Below are 15,941 nucleotides of genomic sequence, written 5' to 3' on the forward strand. Positions count from 1 at the left end.
TAAACGTGCTTTATCAAAAAATTTTTCGCAAAATTAATGACATTCGATAACCAAGATTATCAGTTGGAGAATGTTAATTTGCCAAGTTAATTTACTGATGAAGCACGCTTTTAATTGCACTTTAACTTATTAAAAGTTAGTATTATGATTTAGAGGTATCAGTCAGAAGTATTAAATCCTTGGGATTTAGTTGCAGGCCGTGTATTTTTAAATCCAATTTAGAGGAAGATTAAATATGATTTATTTTGATAATAGTGCGACGACTTTAGCAGCGCCGCAAGTTTTACAAACTTATCAACAAGTTAGCCAAGACTTTTTTGGTAATCCATCGAGTTTACACAATTTGGGTGATAGGGCTGCTGGTTTATTACGGCAATCACGGCAACAAATTGCGGAGTTGATTCACGCAAAACCGGATGAAATTTATTTTACCAGTGGTGGTACAGAGGGCGATAACTGGGTAATTAAGGGAACAGCTTTAGCTAAGCGTCAGTTTGGCAAGCATTTAATTACCACAGCTGTTGAACACCCAGCAGTTAAGAATTCAATGGCACAATTAGAACAGTTAGGCTACCAAGTCACTTATTTGCCAGTCGACGAAAAGGGACAAATCGATCCAGCTGATCTTCAGGCAGCCATTCGGCCTGATACCATTTTGGTGTCCATTATGGCAGTTAATAATGAAATCGGAAGTATCCAGCCGTTGGCGGCGGCAGCTAAAATTTTAAGACAATATCCTAAAATTCACTTTCATGTGGACGCGGTGCAATCAATTGGTAAAGGGTTATTATCGTTACTCAGGTTGCCCCGAATCGATTTTTTAACTTTCTCGGCACATAAATTTCATGGTCCGCGGGGAACTGGGTTTATTTACGCTAAGCGTGGTCGCCAGCTTGCACCTTTGCTAACTGGTGGTGGTCAAGAGCGTAATTGGCGTAGTGGGACCGAAAACTTACCTGCTATTGCTGGTATGGCTAAGGCGTTGCGGTTATTATTAACCGATGAACAGACTAAAGTTAAACAACAACAGGCGGTTAAAGATAAAGTGTATCATCACGTTGCACAAGCACCTAAAGTAACTTTATTTTCGCAAGATAATTCTGATTTTGCACCGCACATTTTATGTTTTGGTATTGCTGGTGTGCGTGGAGAAACCATTGTTCACGCCTTTGAGAATCATGGCATCTATATTTCAACGACTAGTGCTTGCTCATCGCGCAGTGGCGATATTTCAGGCACCTTAGCTGCTATGAAAATTGCTGATGATGTGGCAACCAGTGCAATCCGCATTTCGTTAGATGAAAATAATACTTTAGCGGAAGCACAAGCATTTAATGCCGCCTTTGATAAAATTTATGCGCGTTTTCAGTTGATTAATTCATAATGGAAGGAAGAAATGAATGACATATACAGAAATTATGGTGCGCTATGGTGAATTATCTACTAAAGGCAAAAACCGGCGCCGGTTTATCGGTCGACTACAAGGTAATGTCACAAAAGCCTTGCGTCGTTTTAGTAATTTAGAAATTCGGGCACATCGTGATCGCTTGCACGTGATTTTAAATGGTGAAGATAGCCAAGCAGTTATGCACCGTTTGCAGCAAATTTTCGGGATTCAAAATTTTTCCCCTTCAGTCCGCGTTGAACGCGATATGACCCAGGTTCGTAAAATGGCAGTTAAAATGATTAAAGCGCAATATCAGCCAGGTCAGACGTTCAAAATTAATACCCGACGCTCAGATCATCATTTTGAAATGGACACTAATGAAATTAATGCAGATTTAGGTGGGGTTGTATTAGATCAGATTCCGGGAATCAAAGTTCAAGTTCATCATCCAGATATTACGTTGCGGGTTGAAGTTCGCCTAGACGGTATTTACCTTTCAAGCGAAACAATTCAAGGTGCTGGTGGTTTACCTGTAGGTTCAGCAGGCCGCGGAATGTTAATGCTTTCTGGTGGCATTGATTCGCCAGTATCTGGTTATTTAGCTTTAAAGCGTGGGGTTGACATCCAAATGGTTCATTTTTATAGTCCGCCTTATACTAGTGCCAAAGCACTGGCAAAGGCCAAAGCGTTGACAGCTAAATTAGCTGTTTACGGTGGCAGCATTCAATTTATCGAAGTGCCTTTTGCTCATATTCAAGAAGAAATTAAAAATAAAGTACCAGAAGGCTATTTAATGACTGTGCAGCGCCGCTTAATGTTAAGGTTAACGGATGAAATTCGCCAGCAACGTCATGGCTTAGCAATTTTTAACGGAGAATCTTTAGGCCAAGTCGCCTCACAAACTTTAGAGAGCATGGCGGCGATTAATGATGTTACAACTACGCCGGTTTTGCGTCCAGTCGTTTCCTTGGATAAAAATGAGATTATTAAAATTGCCCAACGGATTAATACTTTTGATCTGTCCATTTTACCATTTGAAGATTGTTGCACAATTTTTGCACCGCCTAAACCTAAAACTAAGCCAAACTTAATGCGGACACGGCATTATGAAGATTTAATTGATGTTGCTGGTTTGATGAAGGAAGCGTTAGCTGGGATTAAAGTAACGGAAATTAAGCCAGACGACCAATTTTTGACGCAGGATCAATCAGAAATTAATCAATTGCTATAATTCAGCGTTGCTTTTAACCGTTTTTTTTGCTACAGTAGTCTCAAAGCAATGAACAAGTCAGTAATAATGGCCTCGTGGTTTAGAGAAAAAGTGGTCGCTGCAAACTTTGCGCAAGTCATTGATGAAAGTAACTTGGGAGCTGTTGTTTTGAAATCTAAGTAGAAACAGCCGGTAGAAACCGTTATTTCGTTGAAGTGGCGCATTATGCGCAATTTAGGTGGTACCGCGAGTCAGCATTCGTCCTAGCAATGGGGCGGATGCTTTTTTATTAGTGTAAATCATGCTGCGTAATAGAGAAAGGATCAATGAGGATGACAGACGATAAAGCAATGTCAACTAAGTATGATCCGCATCAGGTTGAACCTGGGCGGTATCAAGAATGGCTGGAGAAAGGATTGTTTAAGCCACAACATCACCCTGATGCTAAACCTTATTCAATTGTCATTCCCCCACCTAATGTAACTGGTAAATTACATTTAGGGCACGCTTGGGACACGACTTTGCAAGATATGCTGATTCGGCAAAAACGGATGCAAGGCTATGATGTTTTGTGGTTACCTGGGATGGATCACGCTGGAATTGCCACCCAAGCAAAAGTCGAAAGTCATTTACGTGAACAACACATCAGCCGCTATGATTTAGGTCGTAAAAAATTTATTGACCAAGTTTGGCAATGGGTTCATGAATACGGGGATATTATTCATCAACAATGGTCAAAATTAGGTATTTCCGTTGATTATTCTCGTGAGCGTTTTACTTTAGATGGGGGGTTATCCAAAGCCGTACGAAAAGTCTTTGTTGATTTGTACAATAAGGGACTGATCTATCGGGGTGAATACATCATTAATTGGGACCCCCAAGCACAAACTGCACTATCAGATATTGAAGTAATCCACCATGACGATAAAGGGGCATTTTACCACGTTAAGTATCCTTTTGCCGATGCAGAAATGCGATTTAACGGCAAACCATACATTGAAATTGCCACGACACGGCCAGAAACCATGTTTGGTGATGTTGCGATCGCCGTTAATCCGGATGACCAGCGCTATAAAAACCTAGTAGGTAAAGAAGTTATTTTACCCTTACAAGGTCGGCATTTGCCGATTATTACTGATCCATATGTTGATCAAGATTTTGGTACTGGGATGGTTAAAATCACACCAGCACACGATCCAAATGATTTTCAGGTGGGTAACCGGCATAACTTAGAACGGATTAATACAATGAATGCTGATGCCACATTAAATGAACGTGCTGGAAAATATGCTGGGATGGATCGCTTTGCTGCCCGTAAAGCCATTGTGGCGGATTTAGAGCAAGCGGGTTATCTATTGAAAACAACACCGATTGTTCATAGTGTTGGCCATTCTGAACGGACCGGCGTGCAGGTCGAGGCACGGTTATCAACGCAGTGGTTTGTTAAAATGAAACCATTGGCAAAGGCTGCTTTGAAAAATCAAGCTTCTGACCAGCGTGTTGATTTTATTCCCCCGCGTTTTGAAAATACGTTTACCCAGTGGATGGAAAATGTTCACGATTGGGTGATTTCCCGGCAACTTTGGTGGGGTCACCGGATTCCAGCTTGGTATAACAAAAAAACGGGTAAAGTTTATGTCGGCATGAAAGCACCTAAAGATGCTGAAAACTGGCAACAAGATCCAGACGTATTGGACACTTGGTTTAGCAGTGCGTTATGGCCATTTTCATCCATGGGCTGGCCAGATACACAGGCAACTGATTTTAAACGTTACTTTCCAACTGATACGTTAGTGACTGGGTATGATATTATTTTCTTCTGGGTTTCCCGGATGATTTTCCAAAGCTTAGAATTTACCGGGAAACGACCGTTTAAGCATGTTTTAATCCACGGGTTAATTCGTGATGAACAAGGTCGAAAAATGAGTAAATCACTAGGAAACGGGATTGATCCCATGGCTGTAATTGATAAATACGGCGCGGATGCTTTGCGTTGGTTCTTAAGTACAGGTTCCACGCCTGGCCAAGATATCCGTTTTTCCTACACTAAAATGGATGCGGCTTGGAATTTCATCAATAAGATTTGGAACGCCACCCGTTTTGTCATTATGAACTTAGCAGCAGACACCAAGGCAGTTTTACCGGATACAGCGCAATTTGATTTGGCGGATCGCTGGATTTTAAGTCGTTTAAATGAAACGATTGGCGATGTGACTAGATTATATGATGATTTTGAGTTTGGAGAAGCCGGCCGTTCACTTTATAATTTCATTTGGAATGATCTGTGTGACTGGTACATTGAAATGAGCAAGGAAGTGCTTTATGGCACTGATAAACTGGCGATTAAGCGTAAGCAACAGACCTTGGCTTATGTTTTCGTACAGACCTTAGAATTGTTGCATCCGGTAATGCCATTTGTTACTGAAACACTATGGCAACAATTGCCGCACACTGGTGATTCAATCGTGACTGCAAGTTATCCAGTGGTTCACGCTGAGCTAAATGATCCTGATGCAGTGACACAAATGGGTCATTTGATTGAATTGATTCGGGCGGTGCGGAATATTCGGGCAAAAGTTAACGCACCGTTGTCCAGCCCAATTAATGTATTGATTAAAACCACAGACAAAAAAGTCCAGACAATTTTTGAACAAAACCAGCAGTACATTGCGCGCTTTGTTCATCCTAAAGCTTTAACGATCGGAGCCAAGACGACGGCACCTAAGTTAGCGATGACTGCAATTATCTCTGGCGCTGAAGTCTACATTCCCTTAGCTGAATTAATTGATTTAAATGTTGAGATTCAGCGGATGGCAAAAAAGGTTGAAAAATTGCAAAGCGAAGTGGCTCGTGCGGATAAAAAGCTTAGTAACCAGCGTTTTGTTCAAAATGCACCTAGTAAAGTTGTGGCAGAACAAAAAACTAAACGAGAAGATTATCAAAAACAATTAACAGTGGCAAAGCAGCGAATTACCGAATTAAAAGAAAATATGTAAGATTAAGAAAATCTAGTTTTACAACAGTGATTTGATTATACTGTTGGTTAGACTAGGTTTTTTTAGTGATCAAGCTTTGTTAAATTTCAAATGGAGTGACTACAATGTATGCGAAAAATTATCAAGCCGCGTTACAAAAAATACACGGGCGGCCGAAAATGCATAAAGAAGGCAGTCTTAAACGGATTCAACAGGCGGTGGCAGCTTTTAATCATCCTGAGCAACAGTTAACTGTGATTCATGTGGCGGGTACCAACGGAAAGGGATCAGTGGTCAATAATTTGCGGCACTTAGCTAATGCTCAAGGATTAACCGTGGGAACATTTACTTCGCCATTTTTAACGAGATTTAATGAGCGCATTAGCATTGATGGGCAACCGATCAGTGATCAAGCATTACTTAATCTAGTTAATCAAGTCGGCCCAAAAGTGGCAAAACTTGATGCTGCCGACCCTACTAATCAGATAACGGAATTTGAGTTCATCACATTGTTAATGTTAGTTTACTTTGCTCAGCAAGCTTTAGATTTAGTCATTGTGGAAGTGGGCATTGGTGGTTTAACTGATGCAACTAATGTTGTGACGCCATTAGTGTCTGTCATCGTCACAGTGGGATATGACCACATGGCATTATTAGGCAATACGTTAGCTGAGATTGCTCAGCATAAAGCCGGCATTATTAAAAGTGGCCAACCTGTGGTTAGTGGTCGTTTACCGGCAGAAGCCCAGGCAGTCGTTACGGCAACGGCGGCGGAAAAGGGTAGTCCGCTTTATCAATTAGGGCGCGATTTTAAAGTTAGTCAGCGACAACCATTAGCTAGTTGGGGAGAAAGTTTTACTTATACCGGTGTGCAGCAACAATTAAAAGATGCCACAATTCCAATGCTAGGCGCTTATCAAGTTGACAATGCGGCAATTGCGTTAACTGCTTTTATTTTGGCTTTAAAACGACTTCACCAATCGGTTTCCGTGAAAACTTTAAAGCAAGGTCTGGCACAGGCTAAATGGGCTGGTCGTTTAGAAAAAGTTAATGCACAACCCTTGATTGTCCTGGACGGTGCACATAATGAGCCAGCGATGCAAGCATTAGCTCAGACATTAAAAGCAGATTTTGGCCAACTTGATATTTACGTTGTTTTTGCTGCTTTAAAGGACAAAGCATTAGTACCAATGTTAGCAACTTTACAAGCATTGCCGCAAGTACATTTGGTTTTGACACAGTTTACAGGTAATCCACGTGTTGCGTCGGTAACAACATTGCAAGAAGCAAGTCCAGTGACACTACCAGTCTTCGAACACTGGCAAGAAGCACTACCAGCAGTTTTACAAAAGATGTCAGCAGATGATATGCTATTATTTACGGGATCATTGTATTTTATTTCAGAAGTACGACATTACTTTGAAAGTTGAGGACTGATGATGGCAATACAAGGTGTTATTTTTGACATGGACGGGTTGATGTTTGACTCGGAAAAACTATACTATCAGGCTAATTTGGCAGCAGCTAAGACAATGCAGCTATCGTTTCCAACCAGTTTCTACCATCAATTTATCGGTGCTTCAGACGGTTACATGATGGAATTGTTAATTGACGCATTAGGCGAGCGCTCCCAAGCAGAGCGGTTTGTTGATTTGACTTATCAAAATATTCAACTAGCTTTGCAACAGGGTAAATTAGTTAAAAAACCGGGTTTAGATGCATTATTGGCGTATTTAGATCAACATCAAATCCCTAAAATTATTGCATCAAGTAATTTTAAAAGTAAAATTAAGCAATTTTTAGCTGCAGCACATCTAAAGCATGCTTTTACTAAAATTGTTTCTTTTGATGATGTTTCCCAGGGCAAACCAGCGCCAGATTTGTTTGAAAAAGCCCACGTACTTTTAGGAACACCAGCTACAAAAACCATCGTTCTAGAAGATTCGTTAAACGGCTTATTGGCTGCCGAAGCCGCAGCACTTCCTTGTGTGATTGTGCCAGATTTGATTAAACCGACGCAAACTATGCAAGCTAAAGCGACAGCAATTGTCCCAGATTTGTTTGCAGTTCGTGATTTAATTAAAAAAAGTCACTGATTCTCACGTAATTTAAAATTAGACGGCTCTTGGCTGCCGTTTAATCTAATAACGAGTGGAGCGAATTTATGTTGGCACTTAAGCAACAGTCACTGACGCCGCGGGAACAACTATTGGCCACTGGGGCTGCAAGTCTAACAGATCAACAATTATTGGCGATTTTGTTGCGTACTGGAACAAAGAAATTACCTGTGATGGCCGTTGCAGCGCAAGTGCTGCAACGGTATCCACAATTGGCAGCTTTAGCACAGGCCAGTGTGACTGACTTAGAACAAATTGTGGGAATTGGCCAAACAAAGGCGTTAGAATTAAAAGCAGCATTAGAATTAGGTGATCGCATTCGGCAGGCGGTTCAACTACGCTTTGGCACGGTAACCTCTAGTCAACAGATTGGTCAGTTTATGGTGCAGCGTTTTGCTGGCAGTCAGCAAGAACACTTAATTGCAATTTATTTGGACACTAAAAATCAAATTATCAAGGAAAAAGAATTGTTTCGGGGTACATTGAATGCTGCCATTGCTCATCCCCGGGAAATTTTTGCCTATGGTTTACAGGTTGCGGCTGCTAGATTTATTTTGGTGCATAATCATCCTAGTGGCCATACGGAACCTTCTGCTTATGATTTAAAGTTCACCCAGCGTATTCAGGAATGTGGTGCCTTAATTGGTATTGACTGCCTTGATCATTTAATTATTGGTCACCAGCAGTACGTTAGTTTGAAAGAATTAGGACAAATGTGATGTGATAGAAATTTACTGGCAGCATCAATTTTTAATTTTTGGCTGCTGATTTACTTGATTTTATATCAAGATAAGTCAGTGATGTTAGCTTGTCAATAAACCGCTATCATGGTAAACTGAAAGTGTATTTTTGTTGGGTAATGGGTCAAAGTTTCCTAGTTAAACTTTCTCCATCGGACCAATCAGAATTACAAAAAATAGTGTCAAGTGGCACGAGGAGGATTTTTAATTATGGAACACGGCCCAGTTAAATGGTTTAATCCAGAAAAAGGTTTTGGTTTCATCTCGCGGGAAAATGGTAGCGATGTTTTTGTTCATTTTTCTGCCATTCAAAGTGAAGGTTTTAAAACCCTAGAAGAAGGCCAAGCAGTAACGTTTGACGTTGAAGAAAGCGATCGGGGACCACAAGCCGTTAATGTCGTTAAAGCATAATTTGAATTAATTCAGTAAAAGTACCGTTGTCTGACGGTGCTTTTTTGTTGCATTGAGTTTCTAAAAAAAAATTAAGTTTACAAAATCGCTTATCATTTTAAAAATTATTCGGTATGATAGATGAGTAAGCATTAAGGCATTTTGTATCAGAAATAAGTATGTTATAATTCACTTATCTAAAAGGCAAAATGTTAAACTATTTATGGCAGTTCAACCTGTTATGTGGACAGTCTTGAATTTCGTTGAATTGAAGGAGAGAGACGCTGTGTTCGGATTAGGCACAAAAAATATAGGAATTGACCTCGGAACAGCCAATACATTGGTCTACACTGACGGTAAGGGAATTGTACTTCGTGAACCTTCCGTTGTTGCTAAGAATACTAAGACTAATGAAATTGTGGCAGTAGGTACCGAGGCGCGCGATATGATCGGGCGGACCCCTGGCAGTATCGTCGCGATTCGGCCAATGAAGGACGGTGTCATTGCTGACTATGATACAACGGCGGCCATGATGAAATACTTTATGGAAAAGTCGCAGGGTCGTGGTGCAGGCAAACCATACGTGATGGTTTGTGTGCCTAGCGGTGTTACCGAAGTCGAAAAACGTGCGGTGATTGATGCAACGCGGGTTGCTGGTGCACGGGATGCATATGTGATTGAAGAGCCGTTTGCAGCTGCGATTGGTGCAGGTTTACCGGTAATGGATCCAACCGGCAGTATGGTGGTTGATATTGGTGGTGGTACTACTGATGTTGCCACAATTTCTCTTGGGGGCATTGTATCGAGTCGCTCGATTCGCATGGCAGGAGATAAGTTTGATGAAGCGGTGATTTATTACATTCGGCAACATTTCAATTTATTGATCGGTGAACGGACTGCAGAGACTGTTAAGATGCAAATTGGTTCTGCCTCGTTAGAAAAAGCAGCTAAAATCGATGGCATTACGGTTCGCGGCCGCGATTTAGTTTCCGGCTTGCCTAAGACAGTCGATATCACTGCGGAAGATATCGCAAAAGCCTTGCAAGAAGTTGTGAATGAGATTATTGTTGCAATTAAAGAGACCTTAGAAGAAACGTCACCAGAAATTGCGGCAGATGTAATTGATCATGGAATTGTTTTGACAGGCGGCGGCGCGTTGTTGAAAAACTTGCCTGAGGTTATTGCAGACGCAACTAAAGTGCCCGTTTTTGTGGCGCAGTCACCGTTAGATTGTGTGGCAATCGGCACTGGCGAATCACTTAAAAACATTGATATCATGAAGAAACGTTAAATTCATGGGTTGGTAGAAGCCTATACTAATCGCTGAAGATCGGTTGAACGCTGGCCATTTTCAGCGATTAATATTGTCAGCTCAATCATAAATTAGTGGCAAGATGTTGGAGGCAGCATTATGCAGAAATTTTTTTCAAATCGAAAATTAATCATTGTTCTGATCGCAATCATTATTAGCATGGGGTTAATGGCATTTTCTGTTAGTGTTCGGAATAGTGATAAAACGCCGCCTTTAATTCAGCGTTTTGGTAATGACGTTGTTGGGGTTGCGGATCGAGTTGTTGCGTTACCAGTAAATGGCGTTAAAAATAGTTTTTCTTCTGTCTCCAATTTAATTAATACCTATGAAGAAAATACTAAATTAAAAGCGCAATTAGATGATTTAGCACAAACTAAAACACGGGCAAATACGTTAAAAGCAGAAAACAAAGAATTAAAGAAGCAATTAAACTTAGATAACACACTAACTGATTATACTAAAATTAACGCAGCAGTTTTGACCCGTTCTCCGGCAAACTGGCAAAATAATTTAGTCATTAACAAAGGCAGTTTGGCTGGGATTAAAAAGAATATGCCAGTGATGGCTGGCTCCGGTTTAATTGGCCGGGTTGTTGAGGTGAATGGTACAAATTCAAAAGTAGAATTGGTGACAACCGATAATCAATCTGCTAATCGATTTGCAGCTGAAGTCGTCACAGCTAATGGTACTGCTAATGGGATTATGACCGGCTATGATAAACAAAGTCGGCAACTTAAAATGGGTCAATTGAACACTGACGCTAAAATTAAAGTTGGTGATACGGTACAAACTTCTGGTTTAGGTGGTTTAACGCCACGTGGTTTGTACATTGGTAAAGTTAGCAAGGTGAAACACGATAATTATGGTTTAGCGTTGTCTTTAACCGTTAAACCAGCAGTTAATTTAGATGATTTCACGGTAGTGACAGTGATTAAGCGTCAGTTAGCAGGTGATTAAATGCGAATGCGAGAAAAAGTGACACTTTGTGGTCTGCTGAGTTTACTGATGTTACTGGATGGATCAATCAGCTATCTGTTTGCCGGAACATTACATCAATTTCCTAATACCATGATTACACGTTTAACAGTATTAGGGTTATTATTAATGGTTTTTTTTGCACCTGATTTTAATCATTTGGTGATAACTGCTTTAGTCTTAGGCCTGTTGTATGATAGTTTTTATACTGGTGTGTTGGGTGTGTACATGTTTTTGTTTCCCTTAGTAGTTTATTTTACAAGGTGGATGGCAAAATTTTTTGCCTCAACGCCGTTGATTATCGGTGCAATTTATTTGATTGATTTAACTGTTTTGGAAAGTGCCGTTTACGCGATGAACACTTTTATGGGTCAGACTACGCTTTCTTTAAATGATTTTATTCCCAATGTTTTAGGGCCGACTTTAGCGCTTAATTTAGTTTTATTCATTATCCTTTATTTGCCACTACGCCAATTGATTGCGAAACTAGGGTCAGTTTATTGATGGCAATAATTATGCTAAAATTTAAGTATTGTGGTAATTAGGGAGTGGCAGATATGCAATATGTGGTTTTAAAGGGACATCAAGGTGGTTATCAGCTGACATTGAAACAAAATGCAGCTTTTTCGGCCATTATTGATGAATTGAAAACACTTTTTAAAAAATTGAGCCAAGAACAAATTAACGGTGAAAAAGCTGCCGTTGGCTTTAATATTGATACACAAAATCGTCTGTTATCTGTAACAGAAAAACAACAAGTTCAGGCATTAATTGAACAGTATCCCCAGTTTCAAGTTGAACGGATTACAGCTGACGTTATTTCAAAGACGACAGCACAGACATTGAAAGAACAAGAAAATATCCACCTCAATCGCATGGTTATCCGTAGCGGTCAAGAAGTTAAAATTTCTGGTGATGTGTTATTTATCGGAACTGTTCATCCAGGAGGTATTTTACGGGCTACAGGCAGTATTTATTCGATTGGTCGCATCGAGGGAATCGTCCACGCTGGTTTTCCCGCTTCAAATACAGCAATTGTTGTGGGTGATCTTAGCCGTGCTAGTCAGGTTCGGATTGCGGATAGTGTAGATATTTTAGCGGATAGTAAACAGAAATTTACGCCGCGCTCAGTTACATACATCAATGATTTACATTTACTGGATTATGGCGAGCTTGACCAGTTGAAAACAATTCGCCCGAAACTTTACAATCAAATTGGGGAGGCATAGGTAATGGGAACAGCAATGGTTGTGACATCCGGAAAAGGTGGTGTCGGTAAGACAACTACTAGTGCAAACCTTGGCACTGCTTTAGCCTTACAGAATAAGCGAGTCTGCTTAATGGATTTAGATATCGGTTTACGTAATTTGGATGTTGTATTAGGTTTAGAGAACCGGATTATTTACGATATTGTGGATGTTGCACGTGGCCGTGCTAAGTTACACCAAGCCTTAGTCAAAGATAAGCGCTTCGAAGATAACCTCTATTTATTACCGGCAGCCCAAAATACCGATAAAGATGCACTAGTTCCTAGTGAGGTTAAAGCAATTGTTGATGAGCTAAAAACAGATTATGATTTCATTATTATCGATTGCCCTGCTGGGATTGAACAAGGTTTTCAAAACGCCATTGCAGGTGCTGATGGTGCAATTGTGATTACGACACCAGAAATATCAGCTGTTCGAGATGCTGACCGGGTGGTTGGCTTGTTGGAACAACAAGAGATGCCGCATAAACCAAAATTAATTATTAATCGCATTCGGCAGCACATGATGAATGAAGGTGAAGTGATGGATATTGATGAAATCACCCGTCACTTATCCATTTCCTTATCAGGGATTGTGTTGGATGATGATGATGTGATTACAACTTCTAATCATGGACGGCCAGTGGTTCTAGATCCTAAAAATCCAGCCAGTCAAGGTTACCGGAACATTGCTCGTCGTTTATTAGGGGAAACAGTGCCTTTGATGTCGATTAAAGAAAAAAAAGTTGGTTTTTGGCAGCGGCTGTTTGGAAAAAAATAAGTTGACAGTTAAACTTAAACATGCTAAAGTAATTGCCATAATTAATGACGTTGAACGGAATAGTAGTTATGTGCCAGTTAGACAGAGAATTTCTGGTTGCTGGAAAGAAATAGCGGTGCATAGCAAAACACATCTGCGAATGTCTGTACATTGAACAGATTAGGTGTACACGGGAAAGCCCGTTACTGCTGTAGTTCTCTGAACTACCTGAGGCACTGACTTGTGAAAGCAGTGTAAATTAGGGGTGGAAACACGACAGCATCGTCCTCTTGAAGTGATTAACTTCAAGGGGATTTTTTTATGAGAACTACCAGAGGCATTGGTTGTGAAATCAATGCGAATTGAGGTGGCACCACGACAAAACGTCCTCGAAAACAGATTGTTTTCGGGGACGTTTTTGTTATTGGATTAAAAGGGGGATTTTAAATGAATGGAATTGTTGCGCAGTGGCAGTACGCTAGCCAAATTATGCCATCATTATTACTTGGTTTAAAAACAACTTTATCACTTTTTGTGTTAACGCTGATCGGTGCGATACCTTTAGGAATTGTAGTGGGTCTTGGACGTGCATCACGTTTCAAAGTAGTTCGTCAAATTTTAGGTGTTTATGTTTGGATCATGCGGGGAACACCGTTATTGTTGCAATTAATTTTTGTTTTCTACGGGTTACCGATTGTTCATATTGTTTTCCAACGTTATAACGCGGCATTGTTTGCATTTATCATTAATTACGCTGCTTATTTTGCTGAAATTTTTCGTGGGGGGTTACAGTCGATTGATCCGGGACAGTATGAAAGTGCCAAGGTTTTACGTTTAACTTACTGGCAAACAGTTCGTAAAATTATTTTACCGCAAGTGATGAAAATTGTTTTGCCTTCGATTGGTAATGAAGTGATTAATTTAGTGAAGGATTTGTCGTTGGTTTATGTCATTGGCTTGGGTGATTTATTACGTGCTGGAAACGTTGCAACGGCACGCGATGTTACATTATTACCGTTAGTTTTAGTGGGAATTGGTTATTTACTACTCACTGCAATTTTGACTTTTGGTCAACGTAAGGTAGAAAAACACTATAGTTATTATAAATGAGAAGGTGAATGAATGTTAGCACTTAAAGCAATCAATAAAAGTTATGGCAAACGGTTAATTTTAAAACAATTGAGTTTAACCGTTAATGATGGTGAAGTTTTGGCAATCGTAGGACCATCTGGCGCGGGTAAAACCACCTTGCTGAGGTGTATCAGCGGGTTAGAACCAATTGATTCTGGAGAGATTGATTTAAATGGACAACCTTTTGATCCTTACCGGAATCAAAATCAGGACAGTGTCATTGGTGTTGTCTTTCAAGATTTCCAATTATTTCCTAATTTAAATGTTTTAGAAAATATTACTTTAGCGCCTATCTTAGTGTTAAAGCAGCCAGCGGCTACCGCGAAAGCCAAAGCACGGCAGTTATTGTCGCGGCTAGCATTAGCTGACAAAGAGCGGCTTTACCCCTATCAATTGTCTGGTGGGCAAAAGCAACGGGTTGCCCTAGCCCGTGCGTTGGCGATGAGACCGCAAGTCTTATGCTACGATGAACCAACTAGTGCACTGGATCCGAATTTAAGGCAAGAAGTTGCAAAAATGATTTTAAGCTTGAAGGCTGATGGGATGACCCAAATTGTGGTGACGCACGATTTGGCGTTTGCGCGTGAAATTGCTGATGCCGTCAAACATGTCACGGCATTATAAAAAGAGGTGGTTAGATGCGCCAAAAAAGACTGATTTTTTGGCTTAGCTGTTTATTAGTGGTTGGGCTATTAATCCTAACTGGTTGTCAGCGGCAAACAGCAAAGCAAGATTCATGGCCAGTGATTAAACAGCGTCAAACTGTTGTGGTTGGTTTAGATGATAGCTTTGTGCCAATGGGATTTCGTGCAAAAAATGGCCAACTTAAAGGTTATGACATTGATTTGGCTCGTGCAGTGTTCAAACGCTATCACATTAAAGTTGATTTTCAAACAATTGATTGGTCGATGAATGCCACTGAATTGCGCAATCGAACCATTGATTTAATTTGGAATGGCTATACGATAACGCCCGCCCGTAAACGGGCAGTTCGTTTTAGCCAGCCCTACCTACAAAATAAACAAGTTTTGGTCACAATGAAGAAAAATCATTTGAATCAATTTTCAGCAATGCGTGGAAAAACACTAGGTGTTCAAACTGGCTCATCTGGTTATGCGAGTTTAGAAGCACAGCCACAGCTTTTAAAGCAATACATTAAAAAGCAAACGCCAGTTTTATATAGTACATTTAATGATGCTTTTATTGATTTAAATGCTAATCGGATTCAAGGCTTGCTGATTGACCGAGTTTATGCGGATTATTACATTCAGCATCAGTCTGATCCACAAGCTTACCGTGTTGTTAGTGGTGATTTTGCTCCTGAAAATTTTGCGGTAGGGATGCGCAAATCGGACCGTGTACTACAACAAAAAATCGACGCTGCTTTAAAGGTGCTTTATCAAAATGGTACTATGCAGCGTTTAAGTCAGAAATGGTTTGGAGAGGACAACTCATTACCACAGAAATGATTTGGTTTAATTATCAGATTGACAGCACTTGCCAATTAGTTTATGCTTAAGAAAATTAAATTAAAATCTACAAAGGGGAGCTTTTTAGCTGAGAGTGATTAAGTTCAGACCCTTGAACCTGTTGTGTTAGTGCACGCGTAGGAATTGTAGCTTTAGGGCCTCTTTGTAGTTAATTAGGCTCTACAATATCTGTTGTTGGTAATAGATTTATCTATTATTGATGGCAGAT

The 15,941-nt window shown here is 40.3% G+C and carries 14 protein-coding genes, 1 pseudogene, 1 riboswitch and 2 other annotated features; all 15 genes and pseudogenes read left to right on the forward strand.

Going from position 1 to position 15,941, the window contains the following annotated elements; all coding sequences use genetic code 11:
* The first annotated feature begins 235 nt into the window (after positions 1–235).
* The 15 genes and pseudogenes from FC24_RS02875 to FC24_RS02945 all read left to right on the forward strand — a co-directional run bounded on the left by FC24_RS02875 (position 236) and on the right by FC24_RS02945 (position 15,712).
* Positions 236–1,384, forward strand: coding sequence for a cysteine desulfurase family protein (locus tag FC24_RS02875; RefSeq protein WP_057873371.1), 1,149 nt, complete (start codon positions 236–238; stop codon positions 1,382–1,384).
* A 16-nt stretch (positions 1,385–1,400) separates the two neighbouring features.
* Positions 1,401–2,618 carry a tRNA uracil 4-sulfurtransferase ThiI gene (gene thiI / locus FC24_RS02880; protein ID WP_057873372.1) on the forward strand — a complete coding sequence of 406 codons (1,218 nt, stop codon included), beginning with the start codon at positions 1,401–1,403 and terminating at the stop codon, positions 2,616–2,618.
* A gap of 39 nt (positions 2,619–2,657) precedes the next feature.
* Positions 2,658–2,866 (forward strand) — a binding site (T-box leader).
* A gap of 63 nt (positions 2,867–2,929) precedes the next feature.
* Positions 2,930–5,593, forward strand: coding sequence for a valine--tRNA ligase (locus FC24_RS02885; RefSeq protein ID WP_057873373.1), 2,664 nt, complete (start codon positions 2,930–2,932; stop codon positions 5,591–5,593).
* A 104-nt stretch (positions 5,594–5,697) separates the two neighbouring features.
* Positions 5,698–7,002, forward strand: coding sequence for a bifunctional folylpolyglutamate synthase/dihydrofolate synthase (locus FC24_RS02890; RefSeq protein WP_057873374.1), 1,305 nt, complete (start codon positions 5,698–5,700; stop codon positions 7,000–7,002).
* Between the two features lie 9 nt (positions 7,003–7,011).
* A complete protein-coding gene (locus FC24_RS02895; RefSeq protein ID WP_057873375.1) occupies positions 7,012–7,668 on the forward strand; it encodes an HAD family hydrolase in 657 nt (218 codons plus the stop codon).
* A 68-nt stretch (positions 7,669–7,736) separates the two neighbouring features.
* Positions 7,737–8,408, forward strand: coding sequence for a RadC family protein (gene radC, locus FC24_RS02900; RefSeq protein WP_057873376.1), 672 nt, complete (start codon positions 7,737–7,739; stop codon positions 8,406–8,408).
* 231 nt (positions 8,409–8,639) lie between these two features.
* Positions 8,640–8,840 carry a cold-shock protein gene (locus FC24_RS02905; protein ID WP_057873377.1) on the forward strand — a complete coding sequence of 67 codons (201 nt, stop codon included), beginning with the start codon at positions 8,640–8,642 and terminating at the stop codon, positions 8,838–8,840.
* A 265-nt stretch (positions 8,841–9,105) separates the two neighbouring features.
* On the forward strand, positions 9,106–10,110 hold the full coding sequence (locus FC24_RS02910; RefSeq protein WP_057873378.1) for a rod shape-determining protein: 1,005 nt from the start codon (positions 9,106–9,108) through the stop codon (positions 10,108–10,110).
* 120 nt (positions 10,111–10,230) lie between these two features.
* Positions 10,231–11,088 carry a rod shape-determining protein MreC gene (gene mreC, locus FC24_RS02915; RefSeq protein ID WP_057873379.1) on the forward strand — a complete coding sequence of 286 codons (858 nt, stop codon included), beginning with the start codon at positions 10,231–10,233 and terminating at the stop codon, positions 11,086–11,088.
* Positions 11,089–11,610, forward strand: coding sequence for a rod shape-determining protein MreD (mreD, locus tag FC24_RS02920; protein ID WP_057873380.1), 522 nt, complete (start codon positions 11,089–11,091; stop codon positions 11,608–11,610).
* Positions 11,611–11,663: 53 nt separating this feature from the next.
* Positions 11,664–12,335 (forward strand): septum site-determining protein MinC, encoded by a 672-nt coding sequence (locus FC24_RS02925; RefSeq protein ID WP_057873381.1) that lies wholly within the window; start codon positions 11,664–11,666, stop codon positions 12,333–12,335.
* 3 nt (positions 12,336–12,338) lie between these two features.
* Positions 12,339–13,133 (forward strand): septum site-determining protein MinD, encoded by a 795-nt coding sequence (gene minD / locus FC24_RS02930; RefSeq protein WP_057873382.1) that lies wholly within the window; start codon positions 12,339–12,341, stop codon positions 13,131–13,133.
* 41 nt (positions 13,134–13,174) lie between these two features.
* Positions 13,175–13,506 (forward strand) — a binding site (T-box leader).
* A 53-nt stretch (positions 13,507–13,559) separates the two neighbouring features.
* Complete coding sequence (locus tag FC24_RS02935; protein WP_057873383.1) at positions 13,560–14,222, forward strand: amino acid ABC transporter permease; 663 nt, start codon at positions 13,560–13,562, stop codon at positions 14,220–14,222.
* Positions 14,223–14,294: 72 nt separating this feature from the next.
* Positions 14,295–14,867 (forward strand): annotated as a pseudogene (locus FC24_RS02940) (amino acid ABC transporter ATP-binding protein); the annotation flags it as partial.
* Between the two features lie 14 nt (positions 14,868–14,881).
* Positions 14,882–15,712: an amino acid ABC transporter substrate-binding protein gene (locus FC24_RS02945; RefSeq protein ID WP_057873385.1), complete on the forward strand. Its 831-nt coding sequence runs from the start codon at positions 14,882–14,884 to the stop codon at positions 15,710–15,712.
* A 63-nt stretch (positions 15,713–15,775) separates the two neighbouring features.
* Positions 15,776–15,873, forward strand: a riboswitch (TPP riboswitch).
* Positions 15,874–15,941: the final 68 nt, after the last annotated feature.

It is taken from the genome of Loigolactobacillus rennini DSM 20253, assembly GCF_001436505.1.
GTDB lineage: Bacteria > Bacillota > Bacilli > Lactobacillales > Lactobacillaceae > Loigolactobacillus > Loigolactobacillus rennini.